Raw genomic sequence first — 16,654 nt, forward strand, 5'->3', positions numbered from 1 at the left:
TGGTTCTTATCCACGATCTGCACATAGTCGGCCTTAGCAGGGCCGTCTTCCAATTCAACCCCCTCGCGCAGCTGGCGAACGAGCTTCTTATCGGCCTCCCCCAAGACGGTGGCCAGGTAGGTCTTAGTGACCTCGTACTTCGGGTGCATGAGGCGGTTGGCCAGTTCACCGTCGTTGGTGAGCAAAAGCAGGCCCTCGGTATCCGCATCGAGGCGCCCGACGTGAAACAGGCGCTGGCCCGCCACGACCCGATCCGCTACGACATCGCCCACGCACGGACGACCCATGTCATCCGACATAGTGGACTGCATGCCGCGGGGCTTGTTGAGTACGAAGTACTGAGTTTCTTCGTTGACGTTGATGCGTGTGCCATCGACGCGGATCACGTCCGTGTTGGGGTTAACTCGGGTGCCTTGGGTGATGATGACCTGACCGTTGACCTCAACGCGGCCCTCATCGATGAGAATCTCTGCATGGCGGCGGGAGGCAACGCCGGCCTTGGCCAGCACCTTTTGGAGGCGTTCGCCTTGGTTCTGGGAATTCTTCTTAGCTTTACCGTCTACCAGCCAGTCCGCGCCCAAGTCGCGGGCGACGGAATCGGCGGTGGCCTTTTTCTTTACGTGCTGATGGCGGGCCGGCTTAGCGTTCGAGACAATCATGTCGCTGTCTCGCTTTTTCTTGTCCGGTGTGCCATCGCGGCGAGCGGGTGGAGTCACGGATGTGTCCTCTCAATAGTTCTTCAATTTGCGGCGCGCGGAATCACGCCGTTGTCCGGCCGCAATCCTACCGCACGGTGGGCCTTTATGAGTAGTCCTCATCGATCTGCTCGATGTCTGGCAGCAGCGGCGCGAGGTCTGGAAGACGCTCGAGGGAATCGATTCCCAGAAGCTCCAGGAAAAGCTCAGTGGTTTCATACTGGTGTGCGTTGCCGACTGTCGGCTCGGGGCTTTCGATCTCTCGAATGAGCCCGCGCAGAAGCAGCGTGCGGACAACGCCATCGACGTTGACACCGCGAACACCAGCGACTTGGGCGCGGGTGACCGGCTGGCGGTAGGCGATGACCGCGAGGGTTTCGAGTGCGGCGCGCGAAAGCTTGGTTTGGGTCCCATCAAGCACGAACTGCTCGACGGCGTCCGCATTTTCTTTGCGGGTATAAAAACGCCATCCTTCCGGTGTCTCACGCAGGTCGATGCCAGAACCACGCTCGGTGAGCTCACGCTCCACTGCCCGCAAAGTATCTCTGACAACGGAGACCTCCGCATCTACCACGCGCGCCAGCTCTTCCGCGCTGGCGGGCGAATCGATGACCAGAAGGATCGATTCGAGGCGTGAGCGCAATTGCGGGATCAGCGGAAGAGCCGCCGGTGCGCTCGGCACTGGGGCCTCACTGTGTACTGCGGGTGACGTGTCCTCCATGAGTCGGTAGCGTACCTTAATCCCAGTTCGCCGCCGCAACAACGGCCGGATCCACGTCGAGCCCTGTCCACGACAATTCCAACGGGCCTAAGGATTCGGGTTGGGACGCATCCACAGCCTTGGCTTTGTACAGCTCCAGCAACGCCAAGAAGCGGCCCACGATTTCCATGGAAATGGTGCAGTCCCGCGTTAACGCATCAAAGCTCATCCACTGCCCTGTGCCTAACAGCTTGAGAGTGGTGAGGATTTTTCCAGCCTGTTCCGGCACAGAGACCGCGACCTGGTGGATGTGACCGGTCGCGACTTCCTCGGGAGGCTTGGGGCGGAATACCCCGGCGGCGAGCTCCGCGAACGTGGCTGGGGTGTGTCCAAGTTTGACAGGTGGAAGAAGCTCGCTGAAGCGCTCCTCCATCGCCACCGCACGTGGATAGCGGCGCTGGGCGCCGCGCTGCCACTGCGCAAACTGGTCAGCGACCTGCTTATAAGCCTTATACTGCAGCAACCGCGCGAAAAGCAGATCTCGGGTCTCCAGCAGTTCGAGGTCCTCAAGGTCATCGACCTCGCCGCGCGGCAATAGACGCGCCGCCTTCAGATCCAACAGCGTAGCGGCGATGAGCAGAAATTCCGTCGTCTCGTCCAGGTCCGCGGTCTCCCCCAACGCTCGGGTATAGGCCACGAACTCATCGGTAACCTCAGACAGCGCCACCTCGGTGACATCTAGCTTCTTCGCTTGAATGAGCTGGAGCAGCAGATCGAACGGACCCTCAAAATTGCCCAGCGCGATGCGAAAGCCGGTGATCTCCGGTTGGGTCATAATAGGCGGCTAGCCGTTGGCCCGCTCAATGACCTCTTTAGCTAGGTCGCGGTATTGCTTGGCAGCCTGCGAGCTCGGTGCCCAAGTGGTAATCGGCTCACCGGCTACCGAGGTCTCTGGGAAACGCACGGTCCGCGTAATCACCGTGTCGAAGACCTTGTCCCCGAAGTACTCGACTACCCGGTCCATGACTTCGCGGGCGTGGCGGGTGCGACGGTCAAACATGGTGACCAGAATGCCCATGATCTCCAGGTCGAAATTGATGCGGTCAGCAACCTTCTCCACGGTGTCGGTCAACAGCGCGAGGCCGCGCAGGGAGAAGAACTCGCATTCCATCGGGATAATGACGCCTTGCGAGCAGGCCAGCGCATTGACCGTGAGCAGGCCTAGGGAAGGCTGGCAGTCAATGATGATGAAGTCATAGTCCTTGCGTACCGGGCGCAGCGCTCGGGCCAAGGTGTGCTCGCGGCCCACCTCGTTGACCATCTGAATCTCTGCGGCGGAAAGATCAATGTTGGCCGGAACCAGGTCGAGCCCCGCGACGCCGGTGTGCACGATGGCAGAATGCACCGAGACCTCACTATCGAGCATGACGTCGTAGATAGTGTCCTGAATCTGATCATGCGTCAGCCCTAATCCGGCGGACAGAGCGCCCTGCGGGTCCAAGTCAACGAGGAGGACTTTACGCCCCAACTCCGCCAAGCATGCTCCCATGTTGATCGTGGATGTGGTTTTCCCCACTCCACCTTTCTGGTTGCACATGGAGATAATCGTGGCGGGGCCATGCTTTTCCAATGGCTCTGGTTCCGGAAGCTCCCGCAGTGGCCGGCCGGTCAACCCGACCTGTGTTTCGGAGGCCTCAAACAGTCCCTCGTCGCTCACAGTCACACCTGCTTCCTTGACCTGTACGGCTCTAGTTAGGCCATCTTCGCGTTAGCCCTGCGGCACTCACCGGCGCCGCACTCTTACATCCTTGTGATTATAGGGTACCCCCTTGAGCACCCGCATCGCGATTATAGCCAGCAAAAGCCGCCGCATAAAGCCTGGAAGCTAGACTACGAGAGGTTTTACTTCCGGTTCGAACGGAACCGACGGAGTGCGAACCCAGCGACCAAAGCGATGATGCCGAGTGCCGCAATCCCCGCTATCACCGCGCCGGCGCCAAGGCCTGTATCAGTGCCTGATTCTTCGCTAGCTGTCGTGGCGCTGTCGCTATCAAGCTGCTGCTCTGGAGGCACGTCGGTGGTGTTCTCTCGGGTTGGGTCTGTGAGTGTCACCACCAGCTCTGCCGACTGGGTGTCCTCGTTGATGAACTGCATGATGAAGGGGTTGTCGGGTTCCATGCCCTCTGGGTAGGTCAGGGTCATGGTGCGCGAGCCCTTATCAATGTCGCGTTTCACGCCCTCGATAAACTCCCCTTCCGCGTTGAGATAACGCAGCGTGACGCCTTCATCCTCAAGATGCTTGAAACGGTTGTAAAGGTCCAGTGCTTGTTTCAAACCTAGCTTGGCGTGAATGGTCTGGCCTTCGATGGTGGATTCTAGGTTGACATAGGACGTGTGGGAATCATCCACGCCTTCCCAGCCACGGCCCGTACGGAGCGGTTGCGCGTGGCCGGTGCTGGAACTATCCGCACCGGTCACCGCTCCGCCATCGCTTGTATCGTCTGTGACGTCGCCGTTTCCACCCAGTTCTTCGTTACCTTGCTGGTTCTCTGCGTCCCCCGGCCCCGGCTGGCCACCACCAAGGCGCCCCGGATCGACACTTTCGGCAGCGTCGTTGAGTTCCTCGGCGGTGACATCGGCGTCAGCAACGAGCACGATGGTCATGGTCACGCCCTGATAGGTCACCGGAACGGTAATCTGTCCACCTGCTGGCGGGGCCGTCACCGTAGCAGTGCCACCTGAGGCGCTCACATTCCACCCATCGGCAGCCACGGAGACGTCGACAGGCACCGGCAGGGAAACCGTCGTGGTTTGTCCAGCCGGCACGGGGATGGTGGCATCCTGAGCATGGGCAACTGCCGCGCCGAGCCCGGGGATCCCGCCCTTCGCGCTCACCGGGTTGGCCGCAACACCGGCAAGTGGAAATACGGTGAGCGCGAGAGCAATCGCAGCCCCGCGAAAGGTCCGGGAAGCGCGAGCAGATGAAGTCATAGAAATCCTTTTCATTGATGTAAATCGAACTGAGTCTAGGCGCCTTTAGGCGCGTGGATGAGCAGTACGCCACACCTCGCGAAGCGAATCCGCAGTCACGTGCGTGTAAATCTGCGTCGTCGTCACGGAAGAATGACCCAGCAGTTCCTGAACTGTACGCACATCCGCACCACCCTCCAGCAGGTGGGTAGCAAAGGAGTGACGCAGGGTGTGCGGAGAGATGTTGGCGCTCAAGTGCGCGCGCTGTGCAGCGGACTTGATGGCGGCCCATGCGCTTTGCCGTGACAGGGCCTTGCCCCGGGTGTTGAGGAATAGCGCGTGAGAGGCTCCAGTTGCTAAGACCGGCCGTGCCCGCACGAGGTAATGCTCGACCGCTCTTACCGCGTGCGAACCCAACGGAACGAGGCGTTGCTTATCGCCCTTGCCGCTCAGCAGCAGAATATCGCGCACGGTCGTCGGCCCCTCAGCCGTTACGTCATCCACGCTCAAGGAGATCACTTCGGAGATGCGCGCGCCCGTGCCGTAGAGAACCTCCAGCAAAGCGCGATCGCGGATGTCTATGGGGGTTGCGGATTCATCAGTGGGAATGGCGGTGAGCAAAGTCTCGACGTCCTCCACGCTGAGGGTCTCCGGTAGCGCTTGGGCCCGCTTGGGCGGCGAAACCTCCGCCGCGACGTCTTCTTCAATCATCCCCTCCGCGAGCGCAAATTTATGCAGCCCACGCGCGACGATCAGCGCTCGACTGGCCGAGGACTGGGCGAGGGATTCACGCAGGTACATGAGGTAGTTCTCCACGTGCGCGCGAGAAACCTGGCGCAAATCCGTGATCCCAGATTCCGCTAGCCACGACACGTAGCGATTGATGTCACGCCGGTAATTACTCACCGTGTTCTTCGAGGCACCTTTTTCCACCATGAGGTGCATCAGCCACGCTTGCCCAGCGGCAGCAGCAGGAGTCGTGCTGCTCACAGCTTCTTCAAATCCGGTCCGGTACGCCGGCTAGCCAGCGACTGCGGCCGCAACTCGAAAGGTGAATCAACCGGCCGCGGTGTGCGTCCTTCACGCACACAGGCATAGGCGGCGAGAATTCCGGCCACTGCAATAGAGTTCACAATCTCGCCGGCGAGGATACGATCGACGGCCTCCGCTAGCGGCACCCACGAAAACCCCATGTCGGCTTCTTCATCACCTGTGGCCTCGAACTTGGCGACGTCCCGCAGCCCACGCGCCACGAACACCCGTACGGCTTCTTCACAAAAGCCCGGGGAGGTCACCAGATCGGTCAACACACCCCAGTCCTCGGCGGCCAGTCCGGCCTCCTCTTGGAGTTCGCGTTGTGCGCCACTGAGTTCATCTTCACCTTTGACGTCGAGCAAACCGGCTGGCAGCTCCCACAGGCGTTTGCTCACACTGTGGCGGTACTGCTCCACCATGGCGACTCGGTTGTCCTCATCCAAAGCCACAACGGCCACGGCACCGAGGTGCTCGACGATCTCCCGCTGCGCCACGACATCTCCCGGCATCACAACGTCATCACGGCGGACGGCGATGATGGGGGCGTCGACAAGCAGCTCGCTTCCCACCGTACGAAACTCGTGTGGCATTTAGAGATCCTTCGGCAGCGCCGGTGCTGCGCCCTCGGCATTCGCTGCAGAACCGTACACGCCGCGGCCGCCATCGAGCTGCTCCTTGACGGCCAAAACGCTGGCCATCTGGGAGACCGGGTGGTCGATGGAGTCCACGGTGCTAATCCCAGTCTTGGCCGCCCGGAGCTTTTCCAACACTCCGCCATCCCCTGCAGACTGCACACGCCCGGCATACACCATGGCGGCGTCCGCGGACTCGAAACCTTCCAGGAACTTGACGGTGGTGTCGATAGCGTACTTCTTGCCAGCGCTGTCTTCGTCTTCTCCCGGTGTCAGGCCGCCGCCGACGATTACGACCGCCTGAGCGGGCAGGATCGTGCCATCCTTGTAGTCGATGTAGCCGGCATCGCGCAAGGCACGCAGCAAGGTCGCCCGATCGTCGACGGTGGCAAGCGGTTGGGTGGTCTTAGCATCCATCATCAGCCCGGCAGCAAGCGCTTGGCCGGCATGAGTACCGGCATCGATCTTCTTCTTATCGAGCTTCGCCCCTGCCGGCAGCGTGGTGGTGACGAGGGACAACAGCTTGTCTGCGGATTCCTGGGCCAGGAATTTTTCGGTCAGCTTGATGCTTCCCGCGTCGGTGGAATCGGCGGAGCCGAGAAGATCCTTCACAGCCGTGACATCGGCATCATTGGCGTCGGGCATGCTGAGTACCATGACCGGACGCTGGACTAGAGTGCCGTCGACGACGTAACGGCCGAGGTCCCCCATCACGGAATCAGCGGAATCCAGCTGGGCCTTCGCAATGTTGTGGTCAAGCACCAGCTTGCTGTATTTTTCTCGGACCTCGTCGTTGGACTCCCCACCGCGCCCCGGGGTGGAGTCCATGTTCGGTGCGATGACCAACGTGCCCAACGCAACACCAATGGCTGCACCGAAGCCAAGGCCGGTGACAATCAGGGATTTAGGCGAACCCATTATTTAAACCACCCCTGCACGCTCAACGCGAAGTTGTTCCACGTATCGATCAGGTTCTGCAGGAATGATTCATCGCCACCCAGGCCCACGATGAGGATGACCACTGCCAGCGCCACGAGGATGCCCAGCAGCGCCCACAGCCATCCCATTGCGCCGGAATTCGGCGCGGCGTAGAGGTTGATGACGGCGTCCGCGTCCACGAGGCGCGTACCTGCCTTCATATGGCATAACAGGGCTGCGGGCGTGGCAGTTGGCTCGTTGGCAAAGATGTCATCGAGATCGAGGGCGCCCCCAACCTGCACAATCATCTGCGCTTCGTGGTAGTCCGCGAGCAGGAGTGCAAGATCCGTTGCTGAGTCTGTCGCAGCCGGGAATGTCATCGCGCCGATTCCCAGATCCTGAATGCGCTCGAGTCCTTCCGCAGTGCCGTCCGGCTCAGCTGGGAGAATAACTTGGGCACCACTGCGCAGGGTTTCAGAGCTCACTTCCGAAGGATTTCCCACGATGAAGTTAGGCTGATAGCCCAGCTCAACCAACGTATCTGCGGCAGAGTCGACACCGATGATGACGGGTTCATACTCGCGGATGAAGTTGCGCAGCAGCGTGAGCTTTTTGCGGTGCTCCTCAGAGGGCGACACCACGAGGACCTTGCGTCCCGCCATGACGGAACCAGCATCCGGAACGCCAAGGCCATCGATGAGGAGCGGGCCTTCGGAGTGGATGAACTCGATGGAATTGCCAAAGTAGGCTTCCATATGGTCGATAAGTTCGCGTTGCGCGGAGGAGAAGTTCTTCTCCGCGCGGTCCCGGGTAACCACCGTTCCAGAAGACAGCTGGGTATCCCCCACATACACCGTCCCGTCCTCGGTAAGACGCGCCTTCTTCCCGTCCTTGAAGTTGCTGACGAAATCTTGGCCCACGCCCTCGATAAGGGTGACGTCGGCGTCGAGAAGCATGTGCGGGCCATAGTTCGGAATGGAGCCGGTAGAAAACTCCGCCACGTTAATCACAGCAGCTGGTTTCATATCCACGAGGGTCTGGGCCTCTTGGCGGGAGATGTTGGCGGCGTTGATGACTGCGAAGTCACCGGCGCTGAACTTCTTCATGCCCTTGCCACCCGGGGTGCAATCACGCAGCGCGCCGTGTTCTCCAGGCAGATCGGTGTTACGGGAAAACAGACTCATGCCTGACAGTTTCCCCTGTTAGGCACTCAATGTGTGGAAGGCGCGCGGAAACTCTCTACTTCTGCTTGAGCCCGGTCGAAGAGCTCCTGGGCATGCGCGCGGCCAGTCGCGGTGTCATCAAGACCAGCGAGCATGCGGGCGAGTTCCTCGACGCGTTCCTCGGCGCTCAAATCCGCCACGCCTGAGGTGAATTTCTCCTTGGACACGTGCAGGTGCGAATCCGCATAGGCAGCCACTTGGGGCAGGTGGGTCACGCAAATGACCTGGTTGGTGATGGACAGGCGCGCTAACCGACGCCCAATCTCCACCGCCGCGCGACCACCCACGCCGGCGTCCACTTCGTCGAAGACCAAGGTGGTGCCGTCGCCGCTGGCGAGTACCACTTCCATCGCCAGCATGACGCGGGAGAGCTCACCGCCGGAGGCGGCCGAGGCCAAGGGCTTTCCGTTGAGTTGGAATTCCACTTCATCCGCGCCCGTCTTGGAGTACTTCGCCTTGTGCACGGCGACCGTCAGTGTGGAATGAGGCATGGCCAAGCCGTGAATCTCCTCGGTGACCTGCGAGCCCAGCTTCTTCGCTGCCTTGGTGCGCGCAGCAGTGAGCTTCTCGGCCTTAGCCACCATTGTCTTTTCGGCCGCCATTACCTCCTTCTTCAATGCTTCGAGGGCCTCGGTAGAGGTGTCCAACGTCGCGAGTTTCGCTTCTGCCGCGTCACGCCAGGCCAACACCCCATCGATGTCTGCGGCATACTTACGTGTCAGGCGCTTGAGCTCCTGTTGGCGCTGCAGGGATTCCTCGAGGAGGTTGGGATCCGCGGGGAGATTTCCCAGATACGTGGTGAGCTCAGCGGCAATATCGGTCAATTGCGCGGTGACCTCGCTCAATCGCTCCCCGAGCCGCGCGAGTTCGACGTCGCTGGCCCCAGCCAGCGCGGTTTCAGCGGCGCCGACGAGGTTGACGGCGGTGTCCTCATCACCGAAACCTTCCCCGCCGTCGAGAGCGCTCAGCGCGGTGGCTGCTCCCTCGCGCAGGGCATCAACATCCTGCAGGCGCTTAATGAGGGTCACGAGCTCTGCGTCCTCGCCCGGTTCCGGGTCAAGGTCCGAAATCTCCGTTATCGCGAACTGGAGCCGGTCGACTTCCTGTGCCATCTCACGCCGTGATTCTGTACGGCGCTGGTAGTCCTTGGCCAACGCGCGCCAGCGGCTAAATGCCTGGGTATATGCCTCGCGGACCGCGTCAACTGCAGGGTCGAAGCGGTCAATGGCCGCCAGCTGTTGATCAGTAGACAACAGCCTCAGCTGATCGTTTTGCCCGTGGACGGTAATGAGATGGGAAGCGAACTCCCCCAGCGTCGCCGCTGGCACCGCTCGCCCACCCAGGTAGGCCCGCGAGCGTCCCGCAGCCGACACCGTGCGGGAGGCGATGTATTCGCCGTTCTCATCGGGCTCTCCCCCGGCTTCCTCGACTAGTTCCGCCACGGCCTTCGAGTCAGAAGAAAAGTGCCCTTCGACGGCAGCTTTGGAGGCTCCTTCGCGCACGCGCGAGGCATCAGCGCGCCCTCCCGCGAGCAGGCGCAGTCCGGTCACCACCATGGTCTTGCCAGCACCGGTTTCACCAGTGAGCACGGTGAGCCCCTGCGAAAGCTCCGCGGTGGAGCTTTCAATTACACCGAGATCAGAAATGCTGATATCAACGAGCACGGAGAGTTATCTTCCTTCCTGGTTACGCGCTAGAGCAGGTTAATGCCGCGGTCCGCGCCAGCCTTCCACGGGAAGGCGCAGCTTGGACACAAGCCGGTCAGTGAAAGGCTGGTGGTCAAGGCGAACCCACCGCACCGGCCGTTCACCGCGCACGATTTCCACGCGTGAGCCTGGGGGCATGGAGATTTCCCGAAAACCATCGAGGATCACCACGGCGGGAGTCGTTGCCGATGCCGATTCCACCGCTACCTGTGAATCCGGAGACACCACGAGCGGCTTGGTAAACAATGCGTGCGCGTTATTCGGCACCACCAGGATGGCATCGAGCGAAGGCCACAGCACAGGGCCGCCGGCGGAGAAGGCATAAGCCGTGGAGCCCGTAGGGGTAGAAATAAGTACACCGTCGCACCCAAAAGCGGATACTGGGCGGCCATCCACTTCGAGGATGGCATCAAGCACTCCGGACCTGTTGAGGTTTTCAATCGACGCCTCATTCAGCGCCCAGCTGCGCTCACGCAACGCGCCTTCCGAATCGAAGACGCTCACGTCGATGGTCAGGCGGTCTTCGACGTCATAGGACTGCTCGATGACGCGCACGAGCGCACGGTCTAGGGACTCCGCTTCCCATTCTGCGAGGAAGCCCACGTGCCCCAAGTTGATGCCCAACACCGGAACGTCCACGGCGCGGGCCATATCCGCAGCGCGCAAGAACGTGCCATCGCCTCCGAGCACCAACACCAGTTCGCAGCCCTCTGCTGCCGCTGGTGTATGCCGGACGTGCTGCAGCCCGGGAAGCACAGTATCCGCAGCACAGACGCGCACCTTAATGCCTGCCTCCTGCAGCAGCTCCGCGGCCCGGTGGGTGGCGGCAAGGTTTTCCTCGCGACTGGCGTGCGGGACAAGAAGAATTTCACGGCGCATGGTGCCATCCGCGGCGCTGGTAGTGCTCACTGAGGTCCTTCCTTAATTGCCGTTTCGATGAGTACGTCCAGCCTATCCTCCGGGGTGGACATCCCGTCCTTGACCAGCCAGAGGAAATACTCGACGTTACCGCTCGGTCCCGGTAGCGGGGAGGCAGCCACACCTTTTACGCTTAGGCCGAGCTCCTGAGCGAAGACCGCCACGTCCTTGGTTACTTCCGCGCGAAGCTCGGGTGACCGCACCACGCCGCCGGCGCCAATACGGTCCTTACCTACTTCAAACTGTGGCTTGACCATGGGCAGTAACCACGCGCCATCGACCATGCATTCCACGATGGCCGGAAGCACCAATTTCAAGGAGATAAAAGATAAGTCACCCACCATGGCATCGCACGGCCCACCGGTCTGCTCTAGGGTCAGATTACGAATATTCGTGCGGTCTAGCACGGTAACGCGCTGGTCGTTTTGCAGGCGCCACAACAGCTGCCCGTAGCCCACGTCAACCGATAACACCTCTGCGGCACCGCGGTGTAAACAGACATCGGTAAACCCACCGGTCGACGCTCCTGCGTCCAACACGCGCTTACCCTTCAGATCCACGTCAAAGGCTTCAAGTGCGCCCAAGAGCTTGTGTGCGCCTCGCGACGCCCAGTCATCCCCCTCACTGGCCTCCACCTTGATGGATACCTCTGGTTCCACCACCGTGGCGGGTTTGGTGGCCTTGAAACCACCAACCGTCACGCGGCCGGCCTTGATCATCTCAACAGCGTGCTCACGTGAGCGCGCGATCTTTCGGCGTACCAACTCCGCGTCAAGACGGCGACGTTGCGGTGGCATAGACAGGTCCTCTTTCCCCTACATTCCTTGGTGTAAAGCGCTAGTTGTCTTGAAGCGCATCCCGCAGCACGGTGTGAGCACGGTCCAGCTGGACCAGCTCCTGCTCAAGAGTTTCCGATGGCTCGTTAAGAATCGCGGCGATGGACTCATCCAGTTTTTCTGGGGCAAGCACCGCCCGCGGGTCATGGGGCTTTACCGCCATGTGGATACTACTCTTTCAGCGGCCTCGCTCCGCGGCTGAATATAGCGAGGAGGCTCAGCGCCCGCCCAGGCTACTTCCAAAACCGTGCGCAGCGCCTCGACCGAAGTCGACTTCTCATCGCCTCCTTGAAGGACAATGTCATAGCCGTCATACCGAGCCCGGAATCCGCCCTGGGCTCCTGGCCGTGCCTGTGCTTCCGAGAGTGAGAGCTCGTGGAAGCCCGCGCCGATGAAATTGGGACGTGCCTCCGGAATGGCTTCAATAAGCGCCAGCTCACGAGACACACCGGTCAACACGTGGAACGTATCCATCGCTGCGTTATTACCACCGACGATATCGGTGTCCAGACGGTCGCCGACAGCAAGGGGTTTGGTCGACCCCACCAGCTTGGCCGCCTGCGTAAACATAGCGGGCTCCGGTTTGCCTGCAGTAATAGGTTCAACGCCCGTGGTCGAAACAACAGCCGCGACGAGCGAGCCATTGCCCACGGCCATTCCTCGCTCCGTCGGCAGCGACGTATCGAGGTTGGAGGCGTAGTATTTCGCACCTTGATTGATAGCAAATGCCCCCTCGGAAAGCTGTTCCCAACCGACCGACTTATCCATGCCTTGCAACACTGCCGCAGGCTTATCATCGGCGCTGTCGACTACTTCGAACCCTGCCTCACGGGCCAGAGTGCGGAATGAGTCAGCGCCGATAACGAGAACCTTGGTTCCTGCCGGGAAGTCCTCACGGGCAATCTTGACTGCGGCTTGCGCGGAGGTAACAACTCGGTTGGCATCCGTTTTCAGTCCAATTTCTCCGAGCATGCCAGCCACGGTCTGGGGGCTGCGGGAAGCATTGTTCGTCACATACACCGCGGGAACACCACAGGAGTTAATAACGTCAACGACGCACTGGAGGGCCTGTCCTCCCTCCCACACGGTTCCGTCAAGATCTAGCAGCAGCGAATCGTGGGTCTTGAGAATACTCATTATTTACATTCGGTCAGACGCTCCGCGGCGTCGGTCCAGTCTCCTTCATCGATGTCAACCGCGTGCTGGAACCATTCCTGTGCCTCCTCCTTACGGCCGGCCTCCAGCAGGGCATTGGCGTAAGCATAAGAAAGGCGGCAGGCAGACACGCCTGTGGCGTCCTTGTTCGGCTGCGCGCGCTGAATCGTGACCACAGCAGAATCTGCTTGACCCATGTCTAAGCGTGCACCTGCAGCCACGATTGCCAACTCGATGGCATCCTCCGGTGCCAGCTCCTTCGCCTCTTCGCTGCGCCACAATTCCACGGCCTTCTCTGGGCGACCAAGGCCGCGTTCACAATCCGCCATCACGGCAAGCAATCCAGGGCCACCGGAAATGCGGCGCGCAGCACGCAACTCCGCCAGAGCTTCCTTCCACTCCCCAGCACGGTAGGCGGCGATTCCATTCATTTCACGCGCAACCGATACGCGTCCAGCACGATCCTTTGCTGCGCGCGCGTGGCGAAGTGACAGCTGCGGGTCATCATCAAGCCACGTTGCCGCCATAATGAGATGCTTGGCCACTGCTTCGGAGTTTTCCTTCGATAGCGAGGAGAGGTCCTGCAGCACAGAAGGATCGAGGTCAGTGATATCAATATCAGATGGCAGATCCGGATCCGTCATGCGGCGATTGATCCGCTCCTCACGGTAGCCCGAACGCTGCGGATGCGAGGCCTTGTGCTTATCACGATCGTGGCCCTGACGATCGTTGCGGCGATCCCCACGACGAGGTTTAGCACCAGCGCGACCGCCACGGCGGTCATCGCGGCGATCGCCGCGACGCTCTTCTCGACGCCCCGATGCGCCGCCACGCTTCTCAAACTTCCGGCCACCAGAGCGGTTGTTTCCCCGGTTGCTTTCCGAGGAACCTTCGCGGCCACGCTCGTGGTCGCGGGAGTTAGATTCAGACATTAAATCCATGCACTTTCTGCGGTAGACGCGTCCGTATGTACCGAACCAGTGTACAGGTCAGCGGCCCGAAACCGGCAATGCACCGACTGGTGAGTGAAATGGCCCACACCCATGGCTAATAGTCAAAATTCACGGGCCATCAGGCAAGGAATCAAGCCGATCCAATGGCCAACCATGCCGAACGCGATCCAAGCCCGCAGCCACCTGTGAAGCGGACAGCCCATGTTCCACGCTTCCGTCGTCCAACGGCCGACCACGAACGACTGCCCAGAATGTCCACCCGTTATTGCGGATTGCATCAAGGCGGATCCCCTGGCGGTCACGCGCCATGACAGCGCCTTCCTTAATCATTCGGTCCAGCCTCAGCCCTTCCACGGACACCTCGAGCATCCGGGACTCGCCGTTTGGCGCCACGACCAAGGCCTTCGTGGCATAAAAATGCCCCTTCTTCCCACGCTTGGCATTCTCTTCATCGTGAAAAAGACTGCCGAGGAGAACCGGATAAAAATCGATCCAGCCATTCTTCCAGGCCCTACTAATTCGTCGCGCAAACAACGCATGCTTAGCGATGAGAAACAAAAAATAAAGGAGCAACGCGCCAAGAAGAAACGCCAAGAGACCCGGAACCTTGAAGCTGTTAAGAAGTAAGCCCACAAAGAAGATCAATCCTGCTGCCAAGACCATCGCTCCGAAAAACACAAGACCACCACGGATATCGCGCACTTGCGGAACACGCTCTACTGATTCAAAGACCGGACAAAGGTTGTAGGGAGAGGGGTTCTCGTTTTTTCTCCCGTAGGGAACAGCCTTCAGTTCCTTCAGGAAGACCGGGTTATAAGAATGAGTAAAAGAAGCCGAAGTCTGCGGGAACCTCATCGCGTTCTCCTTCGCTATCCCGCCAAGAGTTGATACCGACTACATTCTAGTTGTAAAGCACGAAAAGGAAACGACATCCCGCTATCAATACAGTGCTGGTGGCCGACGATTTACGGGAGCGCTAAAGACTTAAAACGTCAGGCATGTAGTCCCTTAAATGACGAGGTTATGGGGTTCAGGAACCCGTGTGATTGCTTGTCCTCAGGGCTATGAACGCAGACTTAGAAGTGCACTCATGAAGGTCACCAATGATTCCAGATCGAGGAGGAGTACAAGCTGATTTGAAAGACCTGCCCCCCTTAGCCGCCGCATTCATTCACGTGTTCTAAAACGCTGGTCGCAAATAAACCATTCCAATAGACGGCCACCGACACTGCCAATTGACTAATTCACTCGACCAGACGGACTACTAAGGCTCGCGCATGGGTACGTCGAAGTTCGCGCTCGTGCGCACTGCATCCAAGATTCATGTCATAGGCACCACCGCACACGTCTATTCCTACTGTTAATTCTCGGGCTTTCGAAGATATCCTTCACTATAAATTTACACACCTACTACTTCGTAAATTTTTGCACCTATTAAATTTGCAAACCCGATACCAAAAGCTGACGCCATCGAAAATATAGCTACTACAAATGTCCGATCTTTATCATCACCTTTGTCATACTGAAACTGCCAAGCCATAATAGTTGCGAGCGTCCGGGCGGTATGAATTAAGCAGAATACCGCCATCAAGGCTAATGAAAAGACAATCATTGATTGTAAGAGCACAGCACTGCTAACTAAGAGAATCCCGCCGAACACCCCCAAAGCAACTGCCAGCAAGAGTAAGGCGAAATTTGAAGCCCTACCTCCTTTCTTGAAGCGAGAGTTCTTCTGGATAACATAATTGATCGCAATTTCTATAAATACAGAGCACAATAGCAACCAACTAAGCTTACTTCCCTTGGACGCCAGTATGTACGGCACTAGAACGGAACCGGTTGTGATAATTGCGAATGTAACAAAGACTTTTAGACAAGAAATCCATACATCTGTTGCCAATGAAAATCTGACGGGAAATGAAGCTCGGCGTACAACGTCGACCCCTTGATTTTGCTTCAATACGTGCGTCGCGGCGATACAAATAAAATATCCAAAACTCCCAAGCAACGAAGCTAAGGTTCGAATCGAGACATCAAAAAGCAGAACGCATGATACGGTGGCTGTCCCAAGTAGAACGACAGTCAACGTAGCTGTTCGTAATGCAATTTTGAAACTAACTAGCTCCTCTTTTTGCAGGTAGCGTGGAGGAAGAGCACCTCTCAGAGGCGAAACAAACCTTCCAAGCAAAAAGATTCCAACCAAAGCACCCATCAATGGGATTTGACCAGGGATTATTCCAAGAACAACATATGCGACCACCTGAAAAATCTGCACACAGCCGAGAACCCTAGCTTCGCCCACGACATCTCCGAGACGTGCAAGCGGCAACGACAGAATTGTCCCAATAACAATGCCCGTGCCCACCGCATGCAAAGCACCTTGACCATCAAGACCAGATTCTACTGTCAGGTAACCTACAGAAGCTGCAAGAAATGAAGTCACGTATGCATCCACAAGAACATTCACTCTGATTACAGTTGCAGGAGAGAGCATTTTCCTTAAGAGCACCTCAAGACACCTCCAACTGGACTTCTACGAATGACCACTCAATGCTCGTGACATTAGAAAACTGAGCGACGAATCCGTCCACCGAATCTCGTAGCCCGGGGCAGACCCGCAAAAAGCAACGCCGAACGCTAATTCAACCATTTTGATTAGTGTAGCTGAAATACGTTCCTCGAAAGTATCAGCGCGAGGAGAAAGCACCGAAAGTGACGAAAAGATAGTGCCAAAGCGTTATGGACCTAGGTGTGGTACTCAAGGAGATTTGAGGTCGCTCCCCCAGTGTCGTTGGGGGCGGACCTTGAAAACGAAGAAAGAGACCGTTGAAGCGGTAGTAATGCTTCAACGGTCTCTCTTTGTTGTGTATTGAGTTATGGTTTGTTGTTTGGTGTCGGCGGTTTCTTACTCTC

At 58.7% G+C, this 16,654-nt stretch carries 17 protein-coding genes; all 17 read right to left on the reverse strand.

Features of this window, described 5'->3' with window-relative positions:
* Positions 1-716, reverse strand: a 716-nt coding sequence (locus HMPREF2526_RS05730) for a pseudouridine synthase (protein WP_070546326.1), incomplete at its 3' end; no start/stop codon positions are given.
* Positions 717-801: 85 nt separating this feature from the next.
* Positions 802-1,416, reverse strand: coding sequence for an SMC-Scp complex subunit ScpB (gene scpB, locus HMPREF2526_RS05735; protein WP_070510783.1), 615 nt, complete (start codon positions 1,414-1,416; stop codon positions 802-804).
* Positions 1,417-1,432: 16 nt separating this feature from the next.
* On the reverse strand, positions 1,433-2,230 hold the full coding sequence (locus HMPREF2526_RS05740) for a segregation and condensation protein A (RefSeq protein WP_070510785.1): 798 nt from the start codon (positions 2,228-2,230) through the stop codon (positions 1,433-1,435).
* A 9-nt stretch (positions 2,231-2,239) separates the two neighbouring features.
* Positions 2,240-3,112, reverse strand: a complete 873-nt coding sequence (locus tag HMPREF2526_RS05745) for a ParA family protein (protein WP_046649257.1) — start codon at positions 3,110-3,112, stop codon at positions 2,240-2,242.
* A 185-nt stretch (positions 3,113-3,297) separates the two neighbouring features.
* A complete protein-coding gene (locus tag HMPREF2526_RS05750) occupies positions 3,298-4,386 on the reverse strand; it encodes a hypothetical protein (protein WP_070546328.1) in 1,089 nt (362 codons plus the stop codon).
* A gap of 45 nt (positions 4,387-4,431) precedes the next feature.
* Positions 4,432-5,310 carry a site-specific tyrosine recombinase XerD gene (gene xerD, locus HMPREF2526_RS05755; protein WP_046649232.1) on the reverse strand — a complete coding sequence of 293 codons (879 nt, stop codon included), beginning with the start codon at positions 5,308-5,310 and terminating at the stop codon, positions 4,432-4,434.
* Positions 5,311-5,351: 41 nt separating this feature from the next.
* Entirely contained in the window at positions 5,352-5,990 is a 639-nt protein-coding gene (locus tag HMPREF2526_RS05760; RefSeq protein WP_070510790.1) for an NUDIX domain-containing protein, read from the reverse strand.
* Positions 5,991-6,950, reverse strand: coding sequence for a copper transporter (locus HMPREF2526_RS05765; RefSeq protein WP_070510792.1), 960 nt, complete (start codon positions 6,948-6,950; stop codon positions 5,991-5,993). It lies immediately after the preceding gene.
* The gene (gene steA, locus HMPREF2526_RS05770; protein ID WP_070510794.1) at positions 6,950-8,134 is read right to left on the reverse strand and encodes a putative cytokinetic ring protein SteA; all 1,185 of its coding nucleotides are present in this window, start codon (positions 8,132-8,134) and stop codon (positions 6,950-6,952) included. Before steA ends, HMPREF2526_RS05765 begins: the two co-directional genes overlap by 1 nt.
* 26 nt (positions 8,135-8,160) lie before the next feature.
* A complete protein-coding gene (gene recN, locus HMPREF2526_RS05775) occupies positions 8,161-9,837 on the reverse strand; it encodes a DNA repair protein RecN (protein WP_070546330.1) in 1,677 nt (558 codons plus the stop codon).
* 39 nt (positions 9,838-9,876) lie between these two features.
* On the reverse strand, positions 9,877-10,758 hold the full coding sequence (locus HMPREF2526_RS05780) for an NAD kinase (RefSeq protein WP_046649256.1): 882 nt from the start codon (positions 10,756-10,758) through the stop codon (positions 9,877-9,879).
* Positions 10,759-10,784: 26 nt separating this feature from the next.
* Complete coding sequence (locus tag HMPREF2526_RS05785) at positions 10,785-11,594, reverse strand: TlyA family RNA methyltransferase (protein ID WP_046649227.1); 810 nt, start codon at positions 11,592-11,594, stop codon at positions 10,785-10,787.
* A 40-nt stretch (positions 11,595-11,634) separates the two neighbouring features.
* Positions 11,635-11,796 carry a hypothetical protein gene (locus HMPREF2526_RS13370; RefSeq protein WP_168163151.1) on the reverse strand — a complete coding sequence of 54 codons (162 nt, stop codon included), beginning with the start codon at positions 11,794-11,796 and terminating at the stop codon, positions 11,635-11,637.
* Entirely contained in the window at positions 11,787-12,770 is a 984-nt protein-coding gene (locus HMPREF2526_RS05790) for an HAD-IIA family hydrolase (protein WP_046649226.1), read from the reverse strand. Before HMPREF2526_RS05790 ends, HMPREF2526_RS13370 begins: the two co-directional genes overlap by 10 nt.
* Positions 12,770-13,720 carry a tetratricopeptide repeat protein gene (locus HMPREF2526_RS05795; RefSeq protein ID WP_046649225.1) on the reverse strand — a complete coding sequence of 317 codons (951 nt, stop codon included), beginning with the start codon at positions 13,718-13,720 and terminating at the stop codon, positions 12,770-12,772. Before HMPREF2526_RS05795 ends, HMPREF2526_RS05790 begins: the two co-directional genes overlap by 1 nt.
* Before the next feature lie 129 nt (positions 13,721-13,849).
* Positions 13,850-14,596 carry a hypothetical protein gene (locus HMPREF2526_RS05800; RefSeq protein WP_232745247.1) on the reverse strand — a complete coding sequence of 249 codons (747 nt, stop codon included), beginning with the start codon at positions 14,594-14,596 and terminating at the stop codon, positions 13,850-13,852.
* A 544-nt stretch (positions 14,597-15,140) separates the two neighbouring features.
* Complete coding sequence (locus tag HMPREF2526_RS05805) at positions 15,141-16,235, reverse strand: hypothetical protein (RefSeq protein ID WP_141761661.1); 1,095 nt, start codon at positions 16,233-16,235, stop codon at positions 15,141-15,143.
* Positions 16,236-16,654 lie beyond the last annotated feature (419 nt).

It is taken from the genome of Corynebacterium sp. HMSC070E08, from assembly GCF_001808895.1.
Lineage (GTDB): Bacteria > Actinomycetota > Actinomycetes > Mycobacteriales > Mycobacteriaceae > Corynebacterium > Corynebacterium hiratae.